Consider the following 14,418-nt stretch of genomic DNA (forward strand, 5'->3'; position numbering starts at 1 on the left):
AATAGTGAATAGTAAGCGGGTTTGCGAGTCCTGATGGTTCTACGATTGTCTTGACATGCCGAAGCGCGCCGGCAAACCAACCATTCACCATTCACCATTCACCATTCACCATTCACCATCCACCATTTCACCATTTCACCATTCACCGGCCGCGGGCGTCGAGTCTGCTCAGCAGCATCGCCTTGGTCTTCCTGTCGACGAAGGCTGCTTCGATGGCCGTCCGCGTGACGGCGGTAAGCGCCTTGTCGTCCATGCGGAAATGCTCGGCGGCGATATCGTATTCGCGCTTCAGCGAGGTCCAGAAATAGGGCGGGTCGTCGGAGTTGAGCGTCACCTTGCAGCCGGCGGCGCGCAGCACCGGAAAGGGATGGTCAGCAAAACTGTCGAAGACTTTCAGCGCGATGTTCGAGCCCGGGCAGCATTCCAGCACCACCCCCTCTGCGGCGATCCGGCGGACGAGGTCCGGGTTCTCGATGGCGCGAACGCCATGGCCGATGCGCGATGGCCGGATGTGGTCGAGGGCGGCCTTGACACTTTCCCAGCCCATCAGCTCGCCAGCATGGATGGTGATGCCGAGGCCCGCTTCGCGCGCGATCTCGAAGGCGCGCACATAGTCTTCGAAGTCACCAATGCGCTCGTCGCCGGCGACACCGAAACCAGTCACCAGCGGATGGCCGCAGCGCGCCGCGAAGCGTGCGGCTTGTTCGATCGCCTCGACCCCGACATGGCGCACGCCGGTGACGATCATGCGGCCTTCGATCCCTGTCTTGGCCTTGGCGCGGGCCATGCCTTCGCCCAGCGCATCGGTATAGGCTTTTGGCGAGAGGCCGGCCTTCTTCGCATGATCCGGCGAGGTGAAGACCTCGGAATAGATGGCGCCGTCGCGAGCGAGGCTGGTCAGATAATAGTCGGCGAGGCGCGCATAATCGTCTTCCGTGCGAAACAGGTCGGAAGCGAAATCATAGGCGGCGAGAAAAGAAGTGAAATCGTGCCAGACGAAGGAGCCGTCCTGAATATAGGGCGAAGGGTCCTTGCCATATTTGCGGGCCTGGGCGACGACGAGCTCCGGCGCCGCCGCCCCTTCGATGTGGCAGTGCAACTCGGCCTTCAAAATCATGCGGTCATTTCGCCCGGCATGCTGTTCTCGCACGGAATCTGGTCGGAAAATCATGCGGGACCTTTCTCGACCGGGTTTTGCAAGCGCGGCCGAAAACCGCGCCTTGAACAATAGCGTCGGCACCATCGATCGGCTATGGTCCCGCCGGTTTTATGACGGATCAAAATAATGTCAGTTGAGAGAACCACGGCCGCGGGCGGCATGGAAACCTCCTATGGTTTCAGGAAGGTCGGGGCAGGCGAGAAGCAGCCCCTGGTCAACGACGTCTTCCACAAGGTGGCCAATCGATACGACCTGATGAACGATCTGATGTCGGCCGGGTTGCATCGCCTGTGGAAGGACGCGATGGTCGCCTGGCTGAACCCGCCGAAGCGGCCGGGCTGGAAAATGCTCGATGTCGCCGGTGGTACCGGGGACATCGCCTTCCGCATCGTCGAGGCCAGTCAGCGCCAGGCTCATGCCACGGTGCTCGACATCAACGGCTCGATGCTCTCCGTCGGCCGCGACCGCGCCGAGAAGCTGGGCCTTGCGGCAAACACCGACTTCGTCGAGGCCAATGCCGAGGCGCTGCCGTTCGAGGACGACACCTTCGATGCCTATACGATCGCATTCGGCATCCGCAACGTGCCGCGCATCGAGGTGGCGCTTGCCGAAGCCTATCGCGTGCTGAGGCGCGGCGGGCGGTTTCTGTGCCTGGAATTCTCGGAGGTCGAGATGCCGCTGCTCGACAAGGCCTATGAGGCATGGTCGTTCAACGCGATCCCCAGGATCGGCAAGGCGGTGACCGGCGACGGCGAGCCCTATTCCTACCTGGTCGAATCCATCCGCAAGTTCCCCAACCAGCAGAATTTTGCGGCAATGATCACCCGCACCGGCTTCGATCGCGTCACCTTCCGCAACTATTCGGGCGGCATCGCCGCCCTTCATTCCGGCTGGAAGCTTTGAGGCGGGACCTTTGAAGCAGGCCCTCTTGAAACAGGCCCTCTTGAATCGGGATGGCCAATGAGCAGCATCGGCGCCGCTTTCAGGCTCGCCAGGGCCGGCTGGGTGCTGGTCCGCGAGGGCGTCGTCGCGGCGTTGCCGGGCGAAGAGCTTTCCGGCATGCCGAAATTCGGCTGGAGCGTGGCGCGGCTTTTTACCCGGCGGCGGGCGCTGAGCTATCAGCGCGGCGACAGGCTGGCGCGCGCGGTGGTGCGGCTCGGACCTTCCTATGTCAAGCTCGGCCAGTTCCTGGCGACGCGGCCCGACGTCGTCGGCAACGACATGGCGCTCGACCTCGCGCTGTTGCAGGACAAGATGCACACCTTTCCGAAGGCGGAGGCGGTCCACGCGATCGAGGCCTCGCTCGGACGCAGGATCGACGACCTCTATTCGAGCTTCGGTGAGCCGGTGGCGGCGGCCTCGATCGCGCAGGTGCACAGCGCCGAGGTCGTGCGTGGGGCTACTGCTTCGCGCGTGGCGGTGAAGGTCATCCGGCCCGGCGTGCGGCACCGCTTCTTCCAGGATCTCGAAAGCTATTTCCTGGCCGCCCACCTGCAGGAAAAATACATCCCCTCGTCACGTCGGCTGCGCCCGATCGAGGTGACGCAGACGCTCGCGCAGACCACCAGGATCGAGATGGATTTGCGGCTCGAGGCGGCCGCGCTTTCCGAGCTCGGCGAGAACACCAAGGACGATCCGGGATTCCGCGTGCCGGCAGTCGACTGGGAACGGACCGGCCGCGACGTGCTCACCATGGAGTGGATCGACGGCGTCAAGATGAACGACATCGCCGGCCTTGCCGCCGCCGGCCACGACCTCAAGGCGATCGCCGCCAATCTCATCCAGTCGTTCCTGCGCCATACGCTGCGCGACGGCTTCTTCCATGCCGACATGCATCCTGGAAATCTGTTCGTCGAGGCGGATGCCACCATCGTCGCGGTCGATCTCGGCATCGCCGGGCGGCTCGGCAAGAAGGAGCGGCGCTTCCTGGCGGAGATCCTCTACGGCTTCATCGTGCGCGACTATCAGCGCGTCGCCGAGGTGCATTTCGAGGCGGGCTACGTGCCGCGCCAGCACAATGTCTCGGCCTTCGCCCAAGCGATCCGCGCCATCGGCGAGCCGATCCACGGCCAGTCGGCCGACACCATCTCGATGGCGAAGCTCCTGACGCTTCTCTTCGAGGTCACCGAGCTGTTCGACATGGCGACGCGGCCGGAACTGATCCTGCTGCAGAAAACCATGGTGGTGGTGGAAGGTGTCGCGCGCACGCTCGATCCGGGCTTCAACATGTGGAAGACCTCGGAGCCGGTGGTCGGCGACTGGATCGCCGGCAATCTCGGTCCGCGCGGACTGCTCACCGACGCGCGGGATGGCGCCAAGGCGCTGCTGGCGCTGGCGCGCCAGGCGCCGGACCTCGCCGCCCGCACCGACCGGCTGTCGCGCGAGATCGACCTGATGGCCGAGAACGGCCTCCGCTTCGACGAAGCGACCGCGCGAGCCATCGGCAAGGCGGAAGCGCGCCACACCCGTTCCGGCCGCGTCGCGCTGTGGGTGATCGCGCTGACGCTGATCTACATTGCATGGAAATTGCTTTGAGCGCCATGCGGCTTGTCGCCGATTGATTGCATTGCTATCATTGCAAGCGCCACATGAGGCAAGTGCAATCACATGGCCAGCATCACGATCCGCAACCTGGATAGCGAGGTCAAGGACCTGCTGCGGCAGCTTGCCGCCGAAAATGGCTGCTCGATGGAGGAGCAGGCGCGGGCGATGATCCGAGCCGCGGTCGAAGGCAGGGCAGGGCAGGCCGGCCGCATCGACCAGATCGAGGAGAAGCTGCGGGCGCTGACAGGTTCGAAGGAGCAGGCGACGCCGGTTGTCGCGGCATCCGGCAAGCCGGTCCCGCGAGGCTCGCTCTCCGGCAAGCGCATCCTGCTCATCATCGGCGGCGGCATCGCCGCCTACAAGGCGCTGGACCTGATCCGGCGGCTGCGCGAGCGCGGGGCGTCGGTGCGGGTGGTCATGACATCGGCCGCGCAGGAATTCGTCACCACTTTATCGGTCGGAGCGCTTTCGGCCGATCATGTCTTCACTGAATTGTTCGACCGCGAGGACGAGCACGATGTCGGCCATATCAGGCTGTCGCGCGAGGCCGATCTGCTGGTCGTGGCGCCGGCCACCGCCGACCTGATGGCGAAGCTCGCCAACGGCCATGCCAATGACCTCGCCTCGACGGTGCTTCTCGCCACCGACAAGAAGGTGCTGATGGCGCCGGCGATGAATCCGAAAATGTGGGCGCATCCGGCAACGCGGCGCAACCGGGCGAGCTTGCAGAAGGACGGCATCGCCTTTGTCGGACCTGGTAAGGGCGAGATGGCCGAAAGCAACGAAGCCGGCGAGGGCCGCATGGCCGAACCGCTGGAGATCGTCGCCGCGATCGAGGCGATGCTCGACGAGAAGCCGAAACCGCTTGCCGGTCGCAGGTTCATCGTCACCTCAGGGCCTACGCACGAGCCGATCGACCCGGTGCGCTACATCGCCAACCGCTCGTCCGGCAAGCAGGGCCATGCGATCGCGGCCGCGCTGGCAAAGCTCGGCGCCGATGTGCGGCTGGTTTCCGGTCCGGTGAACATCCCCGATCCCGCCGGCGTCGCGACCACGCATGTGGAGACGGCCGCCCAGATGAAGGAAGCAGTCGAGAGCCTGCTGCCGGCGGATGTCGCCATATTCGTCGCCGCGGTCGCCGACTGGCGCACGACCAATGCCGCCGGCGAGAAGATCAAGAAGGTGGCGGGCGAGGGGCCGCCTTCGTTGCAGATGGTCGAGAACCCGGACATCCTGGCCGGCATTGGTCATCATGCGCAGAGGCCGGGCCTTGTCGTCGGCTTCGCCGCCGAGACGCAGGACCTGATCCGCAATGCCGAGGCAAAGCTCAAGAAGAAGGGCGCCGATTTCATCGTCGCCAACGACGTCTCGCATGAAAGCGGCATCGGTCCGTCCGGCGTGATGGGCGGCGACCGCAACAAGGTGCGCATCGTCTCCAGGAGCGGCGTCGAGGAATGGCCCGAAATGGGCAAGGACGAGGTGGCGGCGCGGCTTGCCGCGCTCATTGCGGAGCGGCTGCAGACCATCGTGGTGTGAGGCCGAAGCCGGCGCCCGGGTCGCCGGGCCCCGACGTCACTCGGCGGCGATGCCGGGACGGCTCATGTTCGCGGCGAGCCCGGCCTCGATCGACTCGGCGATGATCTTCAGGCCGAGATCCAGCTCTTCCTCGGAGATCGTCAGCGGCGGCGCGATGCGGAAGACGCCGCCCATGCCGGGAAGCTTGACGATGTTCATGCTGAGGCCGCGCCGAAATGCTTCCACGGCAATGGCGGCGCCAAGCTGGTGATCGGGAACCCTGCCGTCTTTGACGATCTCGACACCGAGCAGGAGGCCACGGCCGCGCACGTCGCCGACGCAGTCGTAACGCTGCTTGAGCCGCGAGAGGCCATCGAACAATCGCGCGCCGAGATGGCGGGCGCGCTCAACCAGCTTTTCCTCCGCCACCACATCGAGCACGGCGAGGCCGACGGCTGCCGGCAGCGGATCTGAGACATGGGTGGTGTAAAACAGGAAGCCTTTCGCATGCGCTTCCTCCTCGATCTCGGCCGTCGTCATGACGGCCGACAGTGGCAGGCCGGCGCCGATCGTCTTGGAAAGCGTAAGGATATCCGGGGTGACGCCGTCCCGCTGGAAGGCGAACATATGCCCGGTGCGGCCGATGCCGGTCTGCGCCTCGTCGAGGATCAGCAGCATGCCGCGCTCGCGGCATTTCTTTTGCAGCGCCGCCAGATAGCCCTGCGGCAGTTCCAATATGCCGCCGCTCGACAGTATCGGTTCGGCGACGAAGGCGGCCAGGTTGCCCGTCGACTGGCTGTCGACCAGATCGAAAGCATCATCGAGCTCGGTCTGCCAATCGAGCGAGCCGTCGGCATTCCTGAAACGCGGCCGAAAACTGTTCGGCGCCGGGATTGCGAGCGAGCCGACGGCGGCCGGCCCATAGCCTTTGCGGCCGGCGCTGTAGGTCGCCGATGCGGCGACACCGGTCATGCCGTGCCAGCTCTTCAAAAAAGCGACGATCTCGTGCTTGCCGGTCACCAGCTTGGCCATGCGGATCGCGGCTTCGTTCGATTCCGCGCCGGTCGACAGGAGCAGCACCCGGTCGAGCCCCGGCGCCAGCGCCGCCAGGCGCTCGGCAAGCTCGACCACCGGACGGCACAGCATGCCGCTGAACAGATGCGCGACCTGACCGACCTGGCGGCTTACCGTGGAAACGATCCGGGGATGGGAATGGCCGAGCAGCGCGCTCATCTGGCCGGAGGTGAAATCGAGGATCGGCCGGTCGTCGGCGTCGTAGACGAAGGATCCCGCCGCACGCTCGATGATCGCCGGCTCGAAGCTGCCGCCATAGCGTATCAGATGCTTTTGCGCCGCATTCCAAAAACCGCGATCCTGGTTCTTCGACATCGTTCCAGCTCCACCAAAGCGTCCGGATGACCAAAGCGCGTCGCGTCTGAACGCCCTAATGCGACGCGCTTTAGGTTGTTGTTTTTATGCATGTCGTTCTCCCAAAACCGCTGCGCACTTTTGGGCGACATGCATTAGATAGCGGTTGGCGTTGGTGCAGTAAAATTGATAGTAATCGGATCCGGATATCAACGGATTTGATATGCAGGCTCCGCTCGATCTCAAGCTTCTGTCGACATTCGTGCGCGCGGCGCATTCCGGTACGCTGAGCGCCGTGGCTGTTCAGGTCGGGCGCACGCAATCGGCCGTGACCATGCAGATCCAGCGGCTGGAGGAAGCGCTTGGCCAGAGCCTATTCCATCGCAGCGGCAGCGGCGTGCGGCTGACCGGCAGCGGCGAACGATTTCTGGCCTATGCCGAGCGTATCCTCAAAATCCACGACGAGGCGATCTCGGCCTTTTCCGACAAGGGCCTGCATGGGTCGATCATCTTCGGCAGCCCCGAAGATTATCTGAGCGCGTTCTTCCCAGCGCTCCTGAAGAGTTTCGGTACCATGTATCCCGATGTCGAGATCAAGGTGGTCTCGGCGCCGACGGTCGAACTGCGCACGCTCATCAATGCGCGTCAGGTCGATCTGGCGCTCGTTTCCACACCCAATCCAAGCGATGCACCGGATGTGGTGCGCAGAGAGTCCCTGGTCTGGGTCGGCAGCCGGCCAATTCTGGAGCTCTATGATTTCGGCGATACCGTTCCGCTGGCCCTGGCCGCGTCGAACGCGATCGACCACAAGGGGGCCTGTGAGGCCATGACCCGCTCCGGCCTGCGCTACAAGATAGCCTATGCCTCCAACAGCCTTGCCGGGCTGATCGCCGTGGCGCGGTCAGGTCTGGCGATCAGCGTGATGGCCGAGGAGGCCGTGCCGCCCGACCTCCATATTCTCGGCGCTCCGCTTCCTCCGCTTCCTGAACTCGGCATTGTGATCGTTTTCGCCGACGCGGATCGATCGCCCGCGGCCACGGCCTTTGCCCATCATATCCGAAACGTTCTGCCGTCGCTTTGAGGGTCTGCCGCCTTGCGGCTTCTCGATCAGTTCCGGGCCTTGAGCGTCAGCTCGCGGCGAATTGCGGCCGGTTCGCCCTAGACGATATCCTGAGCGCCGCCAGGCAGCCGACGATCCCGAGCGGCACGAAAGCCAGGAACAGCCAGCCAGCGACGGTCGCGGCCGCCTCGCGGCTCAGCCCTTCGGAGAAGCCGCTGGCATTGGCGATGATGCCGGCGACGGCCGCGCCAACCGCATAGCCGATCCGTTGCATCGTCGGCACGGCGGCGGAGGCGATGGTCTGTTCGCCCTCGCGCGCCGAGGCAACGATCACGCGGGTCAGGAACGGCCAGGCGACGCCGAAGCCGCCGCCCTGCAAAAGGGCGCAGAGCAGGATCAGCGGGATCGAGCCGGTCGGGATCGTGTAGGCGAAGCCGGCAACGCCGCAGGCGATCATCACCGCGCCGACGACGATGATCGACCGCTCGCGATGCAGCGGCGCATTGGCGACGAGGATCGACAGGATCGACCATGAGATCGACTCGGCGGCGATGATATAGCCGGTGGTGAGAAGCGGGATCTGATGCAGCGTGGTCAAGAGCAGAGGCCCGTAGATGCCGAAGGAGCAAGTCGCCACCGAGAACGCCGCGACCATGGTCATGCCGCTGCCGACTGGCGAGCGCCACGAAAACAGATTTGACGGAAAGAGCCGCGAGCGAGGCTTGAGCCCATCGATCTGGACGAACAGCGCCAGGCCGACCAGGCCAAGCGCAAGCAGGATCGAAGAGCGCAACAGAGCGATATCGACGCCAGCGGTTGCGATCAGCACGACGGCGACGGCAAGGCAGCCGAGCGCGCCATAGGGGAAGGGCGGTGCCGTGTCGCTAGACGCCTGCGGCCGCGACGCGCCGGCGGTGTTGAGGACGGTCAGGCTGGCAAGCGCGACGGCGATGCCGCCCAGCGTGAAGATGCCGACCGCCCAGCGCCAGGACAGAAGCTCGACCATGATCGCCCCGATCATCGGACCGCTAAAGGCGGCGATGCCCCAGATCGCCGACATCACGCCGAAGAGTTGCGGCCAGATGTTGCGTGGAAACAACCGCTCGACCGAGATGAACGCCAGCGAAACCAGCGCGCCGCCACCGAGGCCCTCGATCAATCGTCCGGCGAGGAACTGCGCCATCGAGGGAGCCACAGCGCTTACCAGCGCGCCGGCCGCGTAAAGCAGGGCAGCGACCGCCATGTTGTTGCGCAGGCTGACGTAGCTGACCAGCCGGCCGGCCGCAGCGCCCGCAGTAATGGCGCCAAGCTCGTAGATCGCCAGCGACCAGCCGACCAACTGCACACCGTCCAACTCGCCGACCATCGCCGGCATCACCGTCGCCACCATCGTCTCGTTGGTGGCGTAGAGCAGAATGCCGAGATTGATGAAGCAGAAGCGCGCCAGGTCGCCGCTCATCCACAGCGCCCGCCAGTCGACCTTGTTTTCCGATTCCCTATTCAAGACGCTCTCCCGATTTCATGTCGGGCATGTCTGTAGAACCTCAAGCGGACTTGAGCTCAAGCGGATTTTTTATGCCGTGATGACGGACGTCAGTTCGCCGTGCTGCGCAGCTGGAACTGGCTGACGCCGATGGCGATGTTGAGGCCGGTCTGGGTCTGGATGCTGAGCGGCTGCAGGGTGAAGGCGTTGCCGGTGCCGCCGACCAGCAGATTGGCGCCGACCGCGGCGGTCACCTCGGCGCTGGCGCCGACATAGTCGCCGGCGAGCGCGCCCGGAGCGTAGATGTTGTTCATGGGCGTCAGCACCAGCCAGCGCATCACGCTCTGGCTGGTGGTGCCGATGTCGAGGCCGTATTTGTTGACGGCGCCGAAATAGGCTTCCGGCGCGAAGGTCTTGTCGGCCGGCGTGAAGGTGCAGCTCAGATCCTTGCTGGAGCCGAAGACGAAGCCGGTGCCGCCGCCGATGGCGCAATCCAGCACGCCGAGCTCGACGCCGCCGGTTTCCGCTTGAGCCTGTCCGGCCAGTGCAATAATCACGATCGCGGCTGCGGCGATGATCCTCGACATATGTCCCCCTCTTGTTTTGACGCAATTCCGGACGGAAAACCGTGTCACACTTTTCCTGGAATTGCTCAAAAGCATACGGCCCGGAACGGCTACAATGTCCTGTTCCGGGCCGCGCGTATAGGCGGATGTCGTTAGCGGCTGAGCGCTTATTTGTAGGAGTGGACCAGATCCAGCGACGCTACCGCGACGGCCAGGTTGACGCCGGTCTGCGCCTGGACGCTGAGCGGCTCCAGCATGAAGGCGCCGTCGAGGCCGCCGACCAGGAGGTTGGCGCCGCCGCCGGTCACGACGGAGGCCTCGGCGTTGACGCCGTAATAGCTGCCGGCGAGGTCGCCCGCCTCATGATGGCGCGTGGCGCCGAGCACTGCCCAGACGAGCTGGCCCTGATGCGTCTGGCCGATGTCGACGCCGAGCTTGGAGATCATGCCGGTGTATTGCTCGGCCGGACCGTGATGATAGGGACGGAAGGTGCAGGATACGCCCTTGTTGGACGTGATGACATAGCCGACGCCGCCGTCGATGGTGCAATCGAGCGTGCCGAGCCGGAGCGTGCCGGCGCTGACCGGAGAAGCGAGGACCGTGGCGGCAAGCGCGGCAGCGGCACAGGCAAGGGATTTGATCATTGGAAAGGTCCTTTCGCGAAAAATTTTGGCCCCGGCTTAAACGAGCGAGGTGCGCCGAGCGTTCCGCCGAAACCTTGGCGCGAACATGGCAAAGATTAACGCATTGCCTTGGGCGGTTAACGGATCGCTATCGGCGTCTCACGGCGCAACACCGAAGTCACCGGCGGCCACTCAGGCGATCGAGGACGACGCCTAAGTCGTGATAGGTACCTCTGTGGGCGTCAGCTTGCGATCAGCTGGCGTTGGTGCCGGTGCGCGACAGACCGTCCTTGGCCGGCTGGTAGTTCGGGTCGAGGTGGATCGCCTCGCGGTAGGACTTGGCGGCCCTGGCCTTGTCGCCGCGGCGCTCGTAGATCAGCGCCTGGTTGGCCCAGGCCTCGGCATTCTTGCCGTCGAGCTTGATGGCCATGTTGAAATCGGAGAAGGCGTTGTCCTCGTCGCCTGTCGCCAGATAGGAGAGGCCGCGGCCGTTGTAGGGCTCGGCGGCGTCCGGCGCCAGCGAGATGGCGGTCGAGAAATCCTCGATGGCGAATTTGTGCTGGCCCTGGCTCTGATAGATCAGGCCACGATTGTGGTAGGCGCGCGCATCGGTGGTGTCGAGCTGGATCGCCTTCTGGAAGTCGTTGAAGGCATCCTGGGTGCGGCCCGCCTTACGGTAGAGATTGCCGCGGCCGATATAGGCGGCATCGTAATTGGCGTTGATCTGGATCGAGCGGTTGTAGTCAGCCAGAGCCGCTTCCTGGTTGCCGAGGAAACGCTGGATCAGCGCGCGGTTCGAATAGGCCTGGTAGAAGTTCGGATTGAGCTGGATGGCCTGGTTGAAGTCCTTGAGCGCCGCCTGGTACTGGCCGCCGCGGCCATAGGCCGAGCCGCGCACATTATAACCCTCGGGATCCTGCGGATTGCGCTGGATGACCGCCGAGAGCGAGGAGATGTTCTCGCTTGAGCCTTGCGCCTTGTCGATCGAGTTGAACTCACCCGTCGGGGCCGTCTGGCATGCTGCAAGCATCAGACCCGAAAGCAGGGCCGCCGTCAGGGCGAAGCCGCGAAAAGCGGTTCCACGCTCCACGGTAATAGCGTTCATCTTTGTCCTCACTGCCGCAGCGCCGTCAGTCCGTTCCCTCTCCGAACCGGCTCGAATCTATAAACAAAAAGGTGGCGGCGATTCCGCATCGCGCCACCTTCGGTATCCTTCGAAAAGGACGAAAAATAGGCGTTATGGGCGCGGCGAACGCGGCGCGCCACCAGCACCGGCCGGAGCCGGACGCGGGGTCATCGGCAGCAGGCCTTCGCGCTGGGCGCGCTTGCGGGCCAGCTTGCGGGCGCGGCGCACGGCTTCCGCCTTCTCGCGGGCACGCTTCTCGGACGGCTTCTCGTAGTGACCGCGCATCTTCATTTCGCGGAAAATACCTTCGCGCTGCATTTTCTTCTTCAGCGCGCGAAGCGCCTGATCAACGTTGTTGTCGCGGACGAGTACCTGCACGGGCAATCCTGTCTTCGGGTTTGAAATCGTTAGGCAATCGGCCAATAGCCGAGGTGCCTCCCGCGGCGAGTTGCACCGCGAATTGTGGCGGCTGATAGCAGAATCAGCCCGGGATGTCCACCGCTGATTGCGGGAAAGCGCGATCAAAAACCGGAGCGGCGCGCCCCGCCGCGATTCAGCCTTCCGCCGCCGCCAGATGAAGGCGTGCGAAATCCTCGAAAAACTCGCCATAATCGCAGGTGATTTCCTCGCCGGCGGCGATGTCGCGAATGGCGGTGGCGCCGCCATATTGCGAGAAATCCGTATTCGGCCGCTCGGAGTGGTTCATGAAGCGGCCATTGTCGACCTCATAGACCATGAAGCCCGGCTTGTCCGGGCTCGGATAGGCATAGCGGTCGAGCAATTCCCTCAGATGCGGGGGCGCGGCTTCGTATTTTTCCATCGGGATCAGCCGGTCGAAATCGGGATCGAGCCGCCAGATCGAAGCGCCTTTGCGGATCGGCTCGGCGGCGAAGACGCCGACGCCCTCGATGGCGCTCTGGGCAACATAGGTTCTGATCAGCAGCATCGTTCCGGTCCGTTTTCGACGGGAAATGAAAATCGTCAAAACGGACCGGAATGCAAGGCCGCATCACGAGATTTCAGCGGACAGGCATGTCTGCTGTCCGCCCCCCGGATCACATCCGGTCGATCGAAGCGTCCGGCTTTGGCCGCGGCAAAGGCCGCTGTCCACTACTGCCGCAACAGCCAACCCAGCCTGTCCAGGGAGAAGGCGTAGCTGAGGGCGATCAGCAGAGCCATGGCTAGGCCTGCGGCCGCATGACCTGCCAGATAGAACCCGGCGGCGCCGCCGAACAGTATGACGAGTTCCAGCGCCAACCGCACCCCGCCCGGCACAGGAACCGGCGCGCGGCCTGACCGGCTTGGGTCGTCAGGAACCGCGAAGGTTCCCCACAGCGCAGCCGCGATAAGCGGCAAGGCCAAGGCGAGGAGCCAGCGCCACCACCCTTCGAACAGGCTCCAGCCGGCCATGCCGAGCCCAAGCAGCGCCGCAAGTTCCAGCAGAAAGCGCAAGGTCAGATTCCACCAGGCGTGGCCCATATCCATCCTCCAGGTCCGGGAGCAATCGGTATGGCCGATCGCGGACGCGGCTGCCAGCCCGGACGCCATCCTTTCGGCATGGCGCAAAGCGGCAAGCGCCGTCGCAAACAGCGCAAGGATGACATCGCGGTTTCGCTAGTGATACACCGTCGCGTGACGGGAGAGGCCCGGACGACATCCGCGATTTTTGGCGCGAGGCTTAACGTGAAGAAATACTCGGTATTCGCCATTGCCCGCGAGGCGATGCGCGGCCACAAGGGCTGGGAAGAGCAGTGGACCTCGCCCGAGCCGAAGAAGGAATATGACGTCATCATCGTCGGCGCCGGCGGGCACGGCCTGGCGACGGCCTATTACCTGGCGAGCGAGCACGGCATCACCAACATCGCGGTGCTGGAAAAGGGCTGGCTCGGCGGCGGCAACACCGGCCGCAACACCACCATCATCCGCTCCAACTACCTCTATGACGAAAGCGCCGGCATCTACGACCATGCGCTGAAGCTGTGGGACGGGCTCAGCCAGGAGCTCAACTACAACGTCATGTATTCGGCGCGCGGCGTCATGATGCTGGCGCACAACGTCCATGACGTGCAGGTGTTCAAGCGCCACATCCATGCCAACCGCCTCAACGGCATCGACAATGAGTGGCTGACGCCGGAACAGGCGAAGGAATTCTGTCCGCCGCTCAACATATCAAAGGAAGCGCGCTATCCGGTGATGGGCGCGGCGTTGCAGCGGCGCGGCGGCACGGCGCGGCATGACGCGGTCGCCTGGGGCTATGCGCGCGGCGCCTCGGCGCGCGGCGTCCACATCATCCAGAACTGCGAGGTCACCGGCATCAAGCGCGCGGCCAACGGCGCGGTCAGCGGCGTCGAGACGACGCGCGGCTTCATCGGCGCCAAGAAGGTGGGCGTGGTGGCGGCCGGCCATTCGTCGGTCATCATGAACATGGCCGGCGTGCGCATGCCGCTCGAGAGCTATCCGCTGCAGGCGCTTGTGTCGGAGCCGATCAAGCCGGTGGTGCCCTGCGTGGTGATGTCGAACACCGTGCACGCCTATATCTCGCAGTCCGACAAGGGCGAACTCGTCATCGGCGCCGGCACCGACCAGTATGTCTCCTATTCGCAGACCGGCGGCCTGCACATCTTGCAGCACACGCTCGACGCCATCTGCGAGATGTTCCCGATCTTCACCCGCATGAAGATGCTGCGCTCCTGGGGCGGCATCGTCGACGTCACGCCGGACCGCTCGCCGATCCTGGCGAAAACGCCGGTCAAGGGGCTTTACGTCAATTGCGGCTGGGGCACCGGCGGCTTCAAGGCGACGCCCGGCTCGGGCAATGTCTTCGCGCATACGATCGCAAAGGACGAGCCGCACCCGATCAACGCGCCCTTCACGCTCGAGCGCTTTCGCACAGGCCGTCTCATCGACGAAGCCGCCGCGGCCGCGGTGGCGCACTGATGATGGCTCAGCCGCTTTGCGATCAACAGGCCGACGC

Annotated in this window: 14 protein-coding genes; 5 read left to right on the forward strand and 9 right to left on the reverse strand. The window is 64.4% G+C overall.

The annotated features are described in order from the left end of the window. Positions 1–142: 142 nt before the first annotated feature. Positions 143–1,117, reverse strand: a complete 975-nt coding sequence (locus CK230_RS10030; RefSeq protein ID WP_095817035.1) for an adenosine deaminase — start codon at positions 1,115–1,117, stop codon at positions 143–145. Between the two features lie 168 nt (positions 1,118–1,285). Between CK230_RS10030 and ubiE the strand changes: the two genes are divergently transcribed. The 3 genes from ubiE (at position 1,286) to coaBC (ending at position 5,239) form a co-directional block, all read left to right on the forward strand. Continuing rightward, a complete protein-coding gene (gene ubiE, locus CK230_RS10035) occupies positions 1,286–2,062 on the forward strand; it encodes a bifunctional demethylmenaquinone methyltransferase/2-methoxy-6-polyprenyl-1,4-benzoquinol methylase UbiE (protein ID WP_095817036.1) in 777 nt (258 codons plus the stop codon). Positions 2,063–2,119: 57 nt separating this feature from the next. Further along, a complete protein-coding gene (ubiB, locus tag CK230_RS10040; protein ID WP_095817037.1) occupies positions 2,120–3,694 on the forward strand; it encodes a 2-polyprenylphenol 6-hydroxylase in 1,575 nt (524 codons plus the stop codon). Positions 3,695–3,766: 72 nt separating this feature from the next. Then, positions 3,767–5,239, forward strand: coding sequence for a bifunctional phosphopantothenoylcysteine decarboxylase/phosphopantothenate--cysteine ligase CoaBC (coaBC, locus tag CK230_RS10045; protein WP_210201474.1), 1,473 nt, complete (start codon positions 3,767–3,769; stop codon positions 5,237–5,239). Positions 5,240–5,275: 36 nt separating this feature from the next. On the opposite strand, the gene CK230_RS10050 is transcribed toward coaBC, so the two are convergent. After that, a complete protein-coding gene (locus CK230_RS10050; RefSeq protein WP_095817038.1) occupies positions 5,276–6,607 on the reverse strand; it encodes an aspartate aminotransferase family protein in 1,332 nt (443 codons plus the stop codon). Positions 6,608–6,809: 202 nt separating this feature from the next. Here CK230_RS10050 and CK230_RS10055 point away from each other — a divergent pair, with 202 nt between their 5' ends. Further along, the gene (locus tag CK230_RS10055) at positions 6,810–7,667 is read left to right on the forward strand and encodes a LysR family transcriptional regulator (protein WP_095817039.1); all 858 of its coding nucleotides are present in this window, start codon (positions 6,810–6,812) and stop codon (positions 7,665–7,667) included. Positions 7,668–7,713: 46 nt separating this feature from the next. On the opposite strand, the gene CK230_RS10060 is transcribed toward CK230_RS10055, so the two are convergent. From CK230_RS10060 to CK230_RS10090, 7 genes are all read right to left on the reverse strand, one after another. Then, entirely contained in the window at positions 7,714–9,105 is a 1,392-nt protein-coding gene (locus CK230_RS10060; RefSeq protein ID WP_095817463.1) for an MFS transporter, read from the reverse strand. A 134-nt stretch (positions 9,106–9,239) separates the two neighbouring features. After that, positions 9,240–9,716, reverse strand: a complete 477-nt coding sequence (locus CK230_RS10065) for a DUF992 domain-containing protein (protein WP_095817040.1) — start codon at positions 9,714–9,716, stop codon at positions 9,240–9,242. 146 nt (positions 9,717–9,862) lie between these two features. Then, positions 9,863–10,339, reverse strand: a complete 477-nt coding sequence (locus CK230_RS10070) for a DUF992 domain-containing protein (protein WP_095817041.1) — start codon at positions 10,337–10,339, stop codon at positions 9,863–9,865. 232 nt (positions 10,340–10,571) lie between these two features. After that, the gene (locus CK230_RS10075; RefSeq protein WP_095817042.1) at positions 10,572–11,423 is read right to left on the reverse strand and encodes a tetratricopeptide repeat protein; all 852 of its coding nucleotides are present in this window, start codon (positions 11,421–11,423) and stop codon (positions 10,572–10,574) included. A gap of 132 nt (positions 11,424–11,555) precedes the next feature. Beyond that, entirely contained in the window at positions 11,556–11,822 is a 267-nt protein-coding gene (gene rpsU, locus CK230_RS10080) for a 30S ribosomal protein S21 (protein WP_095817464.1), read from the reverse strand. A 175-nt stretch (positions 11,823–11,997) separates the two neighbouring features. Beyond that, the gene (locus CK230_RS10085; protein ID WP_095817043.1) at positions 11,998–12,390 is read right to left on the reverse strand and encodes an SET domain-containing protein-lysine N-methyltransferase; all 393 of its coding nucleotides are present in this window, start codon (positions 12,388–12,390) and stop codon (positions 11,998–12,000) included. A 164-nt stretch (positions 12,391–12,554) separates the two neighbouring features. Continuing rightward, on the reverse strand, positions 12,555–12,923 hold the full coding sequence (locus CK230_RS10090; protein ID WP_095817465.1) for a DUF2568 domain-containing protein: 369 nt from the start codon (positions 12,921–12,923) through the stop codon (positions 12,555–12,557). Positions 12,924–13,127: 204 nt separating this feature from the next. Between CK230_RS10090 and CK230_RS10095 the strand changes: the two genes are divergently transcribed. Further along, on the forward strand, positions 13,128–14,381 hold the full coding sequence (locus CK230_RS10095) for a sarcosine oxidase subunit beta (protein WP_095817466.1): 1,254 nt from the start codon (positions 13,128–13,130) through the stop codon (positions 14,379–14,381). The last annotated feature ends 37 nt before the right edge of the window (positions 14,382–14,418 follow it).

The organism is Mesorhizobium sp. WSM3859 (assembly GCF_002295065.1).
Lineage (GTDB): Bacteria > Pseudomonadota > Alphaproteobacteria > Rhizobiales > Rhizobiaceae > Mesorhizobium.

What these genes read in the sequence shown, in the direction of transcription:
- CK230_RS10030 (WP_095817035.1), bottom strand. Translation starts at nt 1,117, where the DNA reads ATGATTTTGAAGGCCGAGTTGCACTGCCACATCGAAGGGGCGGCGGCG.
- ubiE (WP_095817036.1), top strand. Translation starts at nt 1,286, where the DNA reads ATGTCAGTTGAGAGAACCACGGCCGCGGGCGGCATGGAAACCTCCTAT.
- ubiB (WP_095817037.1), top strand. Translation starts at nt 2,120, where the DNA reads ATGAGCAGCATCGGCGCCGCTTTCAGGCTCGCCAGGGCCGGCTGGGTG.
- coaBC (WP_210201474.1), top strand. Translation starts at nt 3,767, where the DNA reads ATGGCCAGCATCACGATCCGCAACCTGGATAGCGAGGTCAAGGACCTG.
- CK230_RS10050 (WP_095817038.1), bottom strand. Translation starts at nt 6,607, where the DNA reads ATGTCGAAGAACCAGGATCGCGGTTTTTGGAATGCGGCGCAAAAGCAT.
- CK230_RS10055 (WP_095817039.1), top strand. Translation starts at nt 6,810, where the DNA reads ATGCAGGCTCCGCTCGATCTCAAGCTTCTGTCGACATTCGTGCGCGCG.
- CK230_RS10060 (WP_095817463.1), bottom strand. Translation starts at nt 9,105, where the DNA reads ATGAGCGGCGACCTGGCGCGCTTCTGCTTCATCAATCTCGGCATTCTG.
- CK230_RS10065 (WP_095817040.1), bottom strand. Translation starts at nt 9,716, where the DNA reads ATGTCGAGGATCATCGCCGCAGCCGCGATCGTGATTATTGCACTGGCC.
- CK230_RS10070 (WP_095817041.1), bottom strand. Translation starts at nt 10,339, where the DNA reads ATGATCAAATCCCTTGCCTGTGCCGCTGCCGCGCTTGCCGCCACGGTC.
- CK230_RS10075 (WP_095817042.1), bottom strand. Translation starts at nt 11,423, where the DNA reads ATGAACGCTATTACCGTGGAGCGTGGAACCGCTTTTCGCGGCTTCGCC.
- CK230_RS10085 (WP_095817043.1), bottom strand. Translation starts at nt 12,390, where the DNA reads ATGCTGCTGATCAGAACCTATGTTGCCCAGAGCGCCATCGAGGGCGTC.
- CK230_RS10090 (WP_095817465.1), bottom strand. Translation starts at nt 12,923, where the DNA reads ATGGGCCACGCCTGGTGGAATCTGACCTTGCGCTTTCTGCTGGAACTT.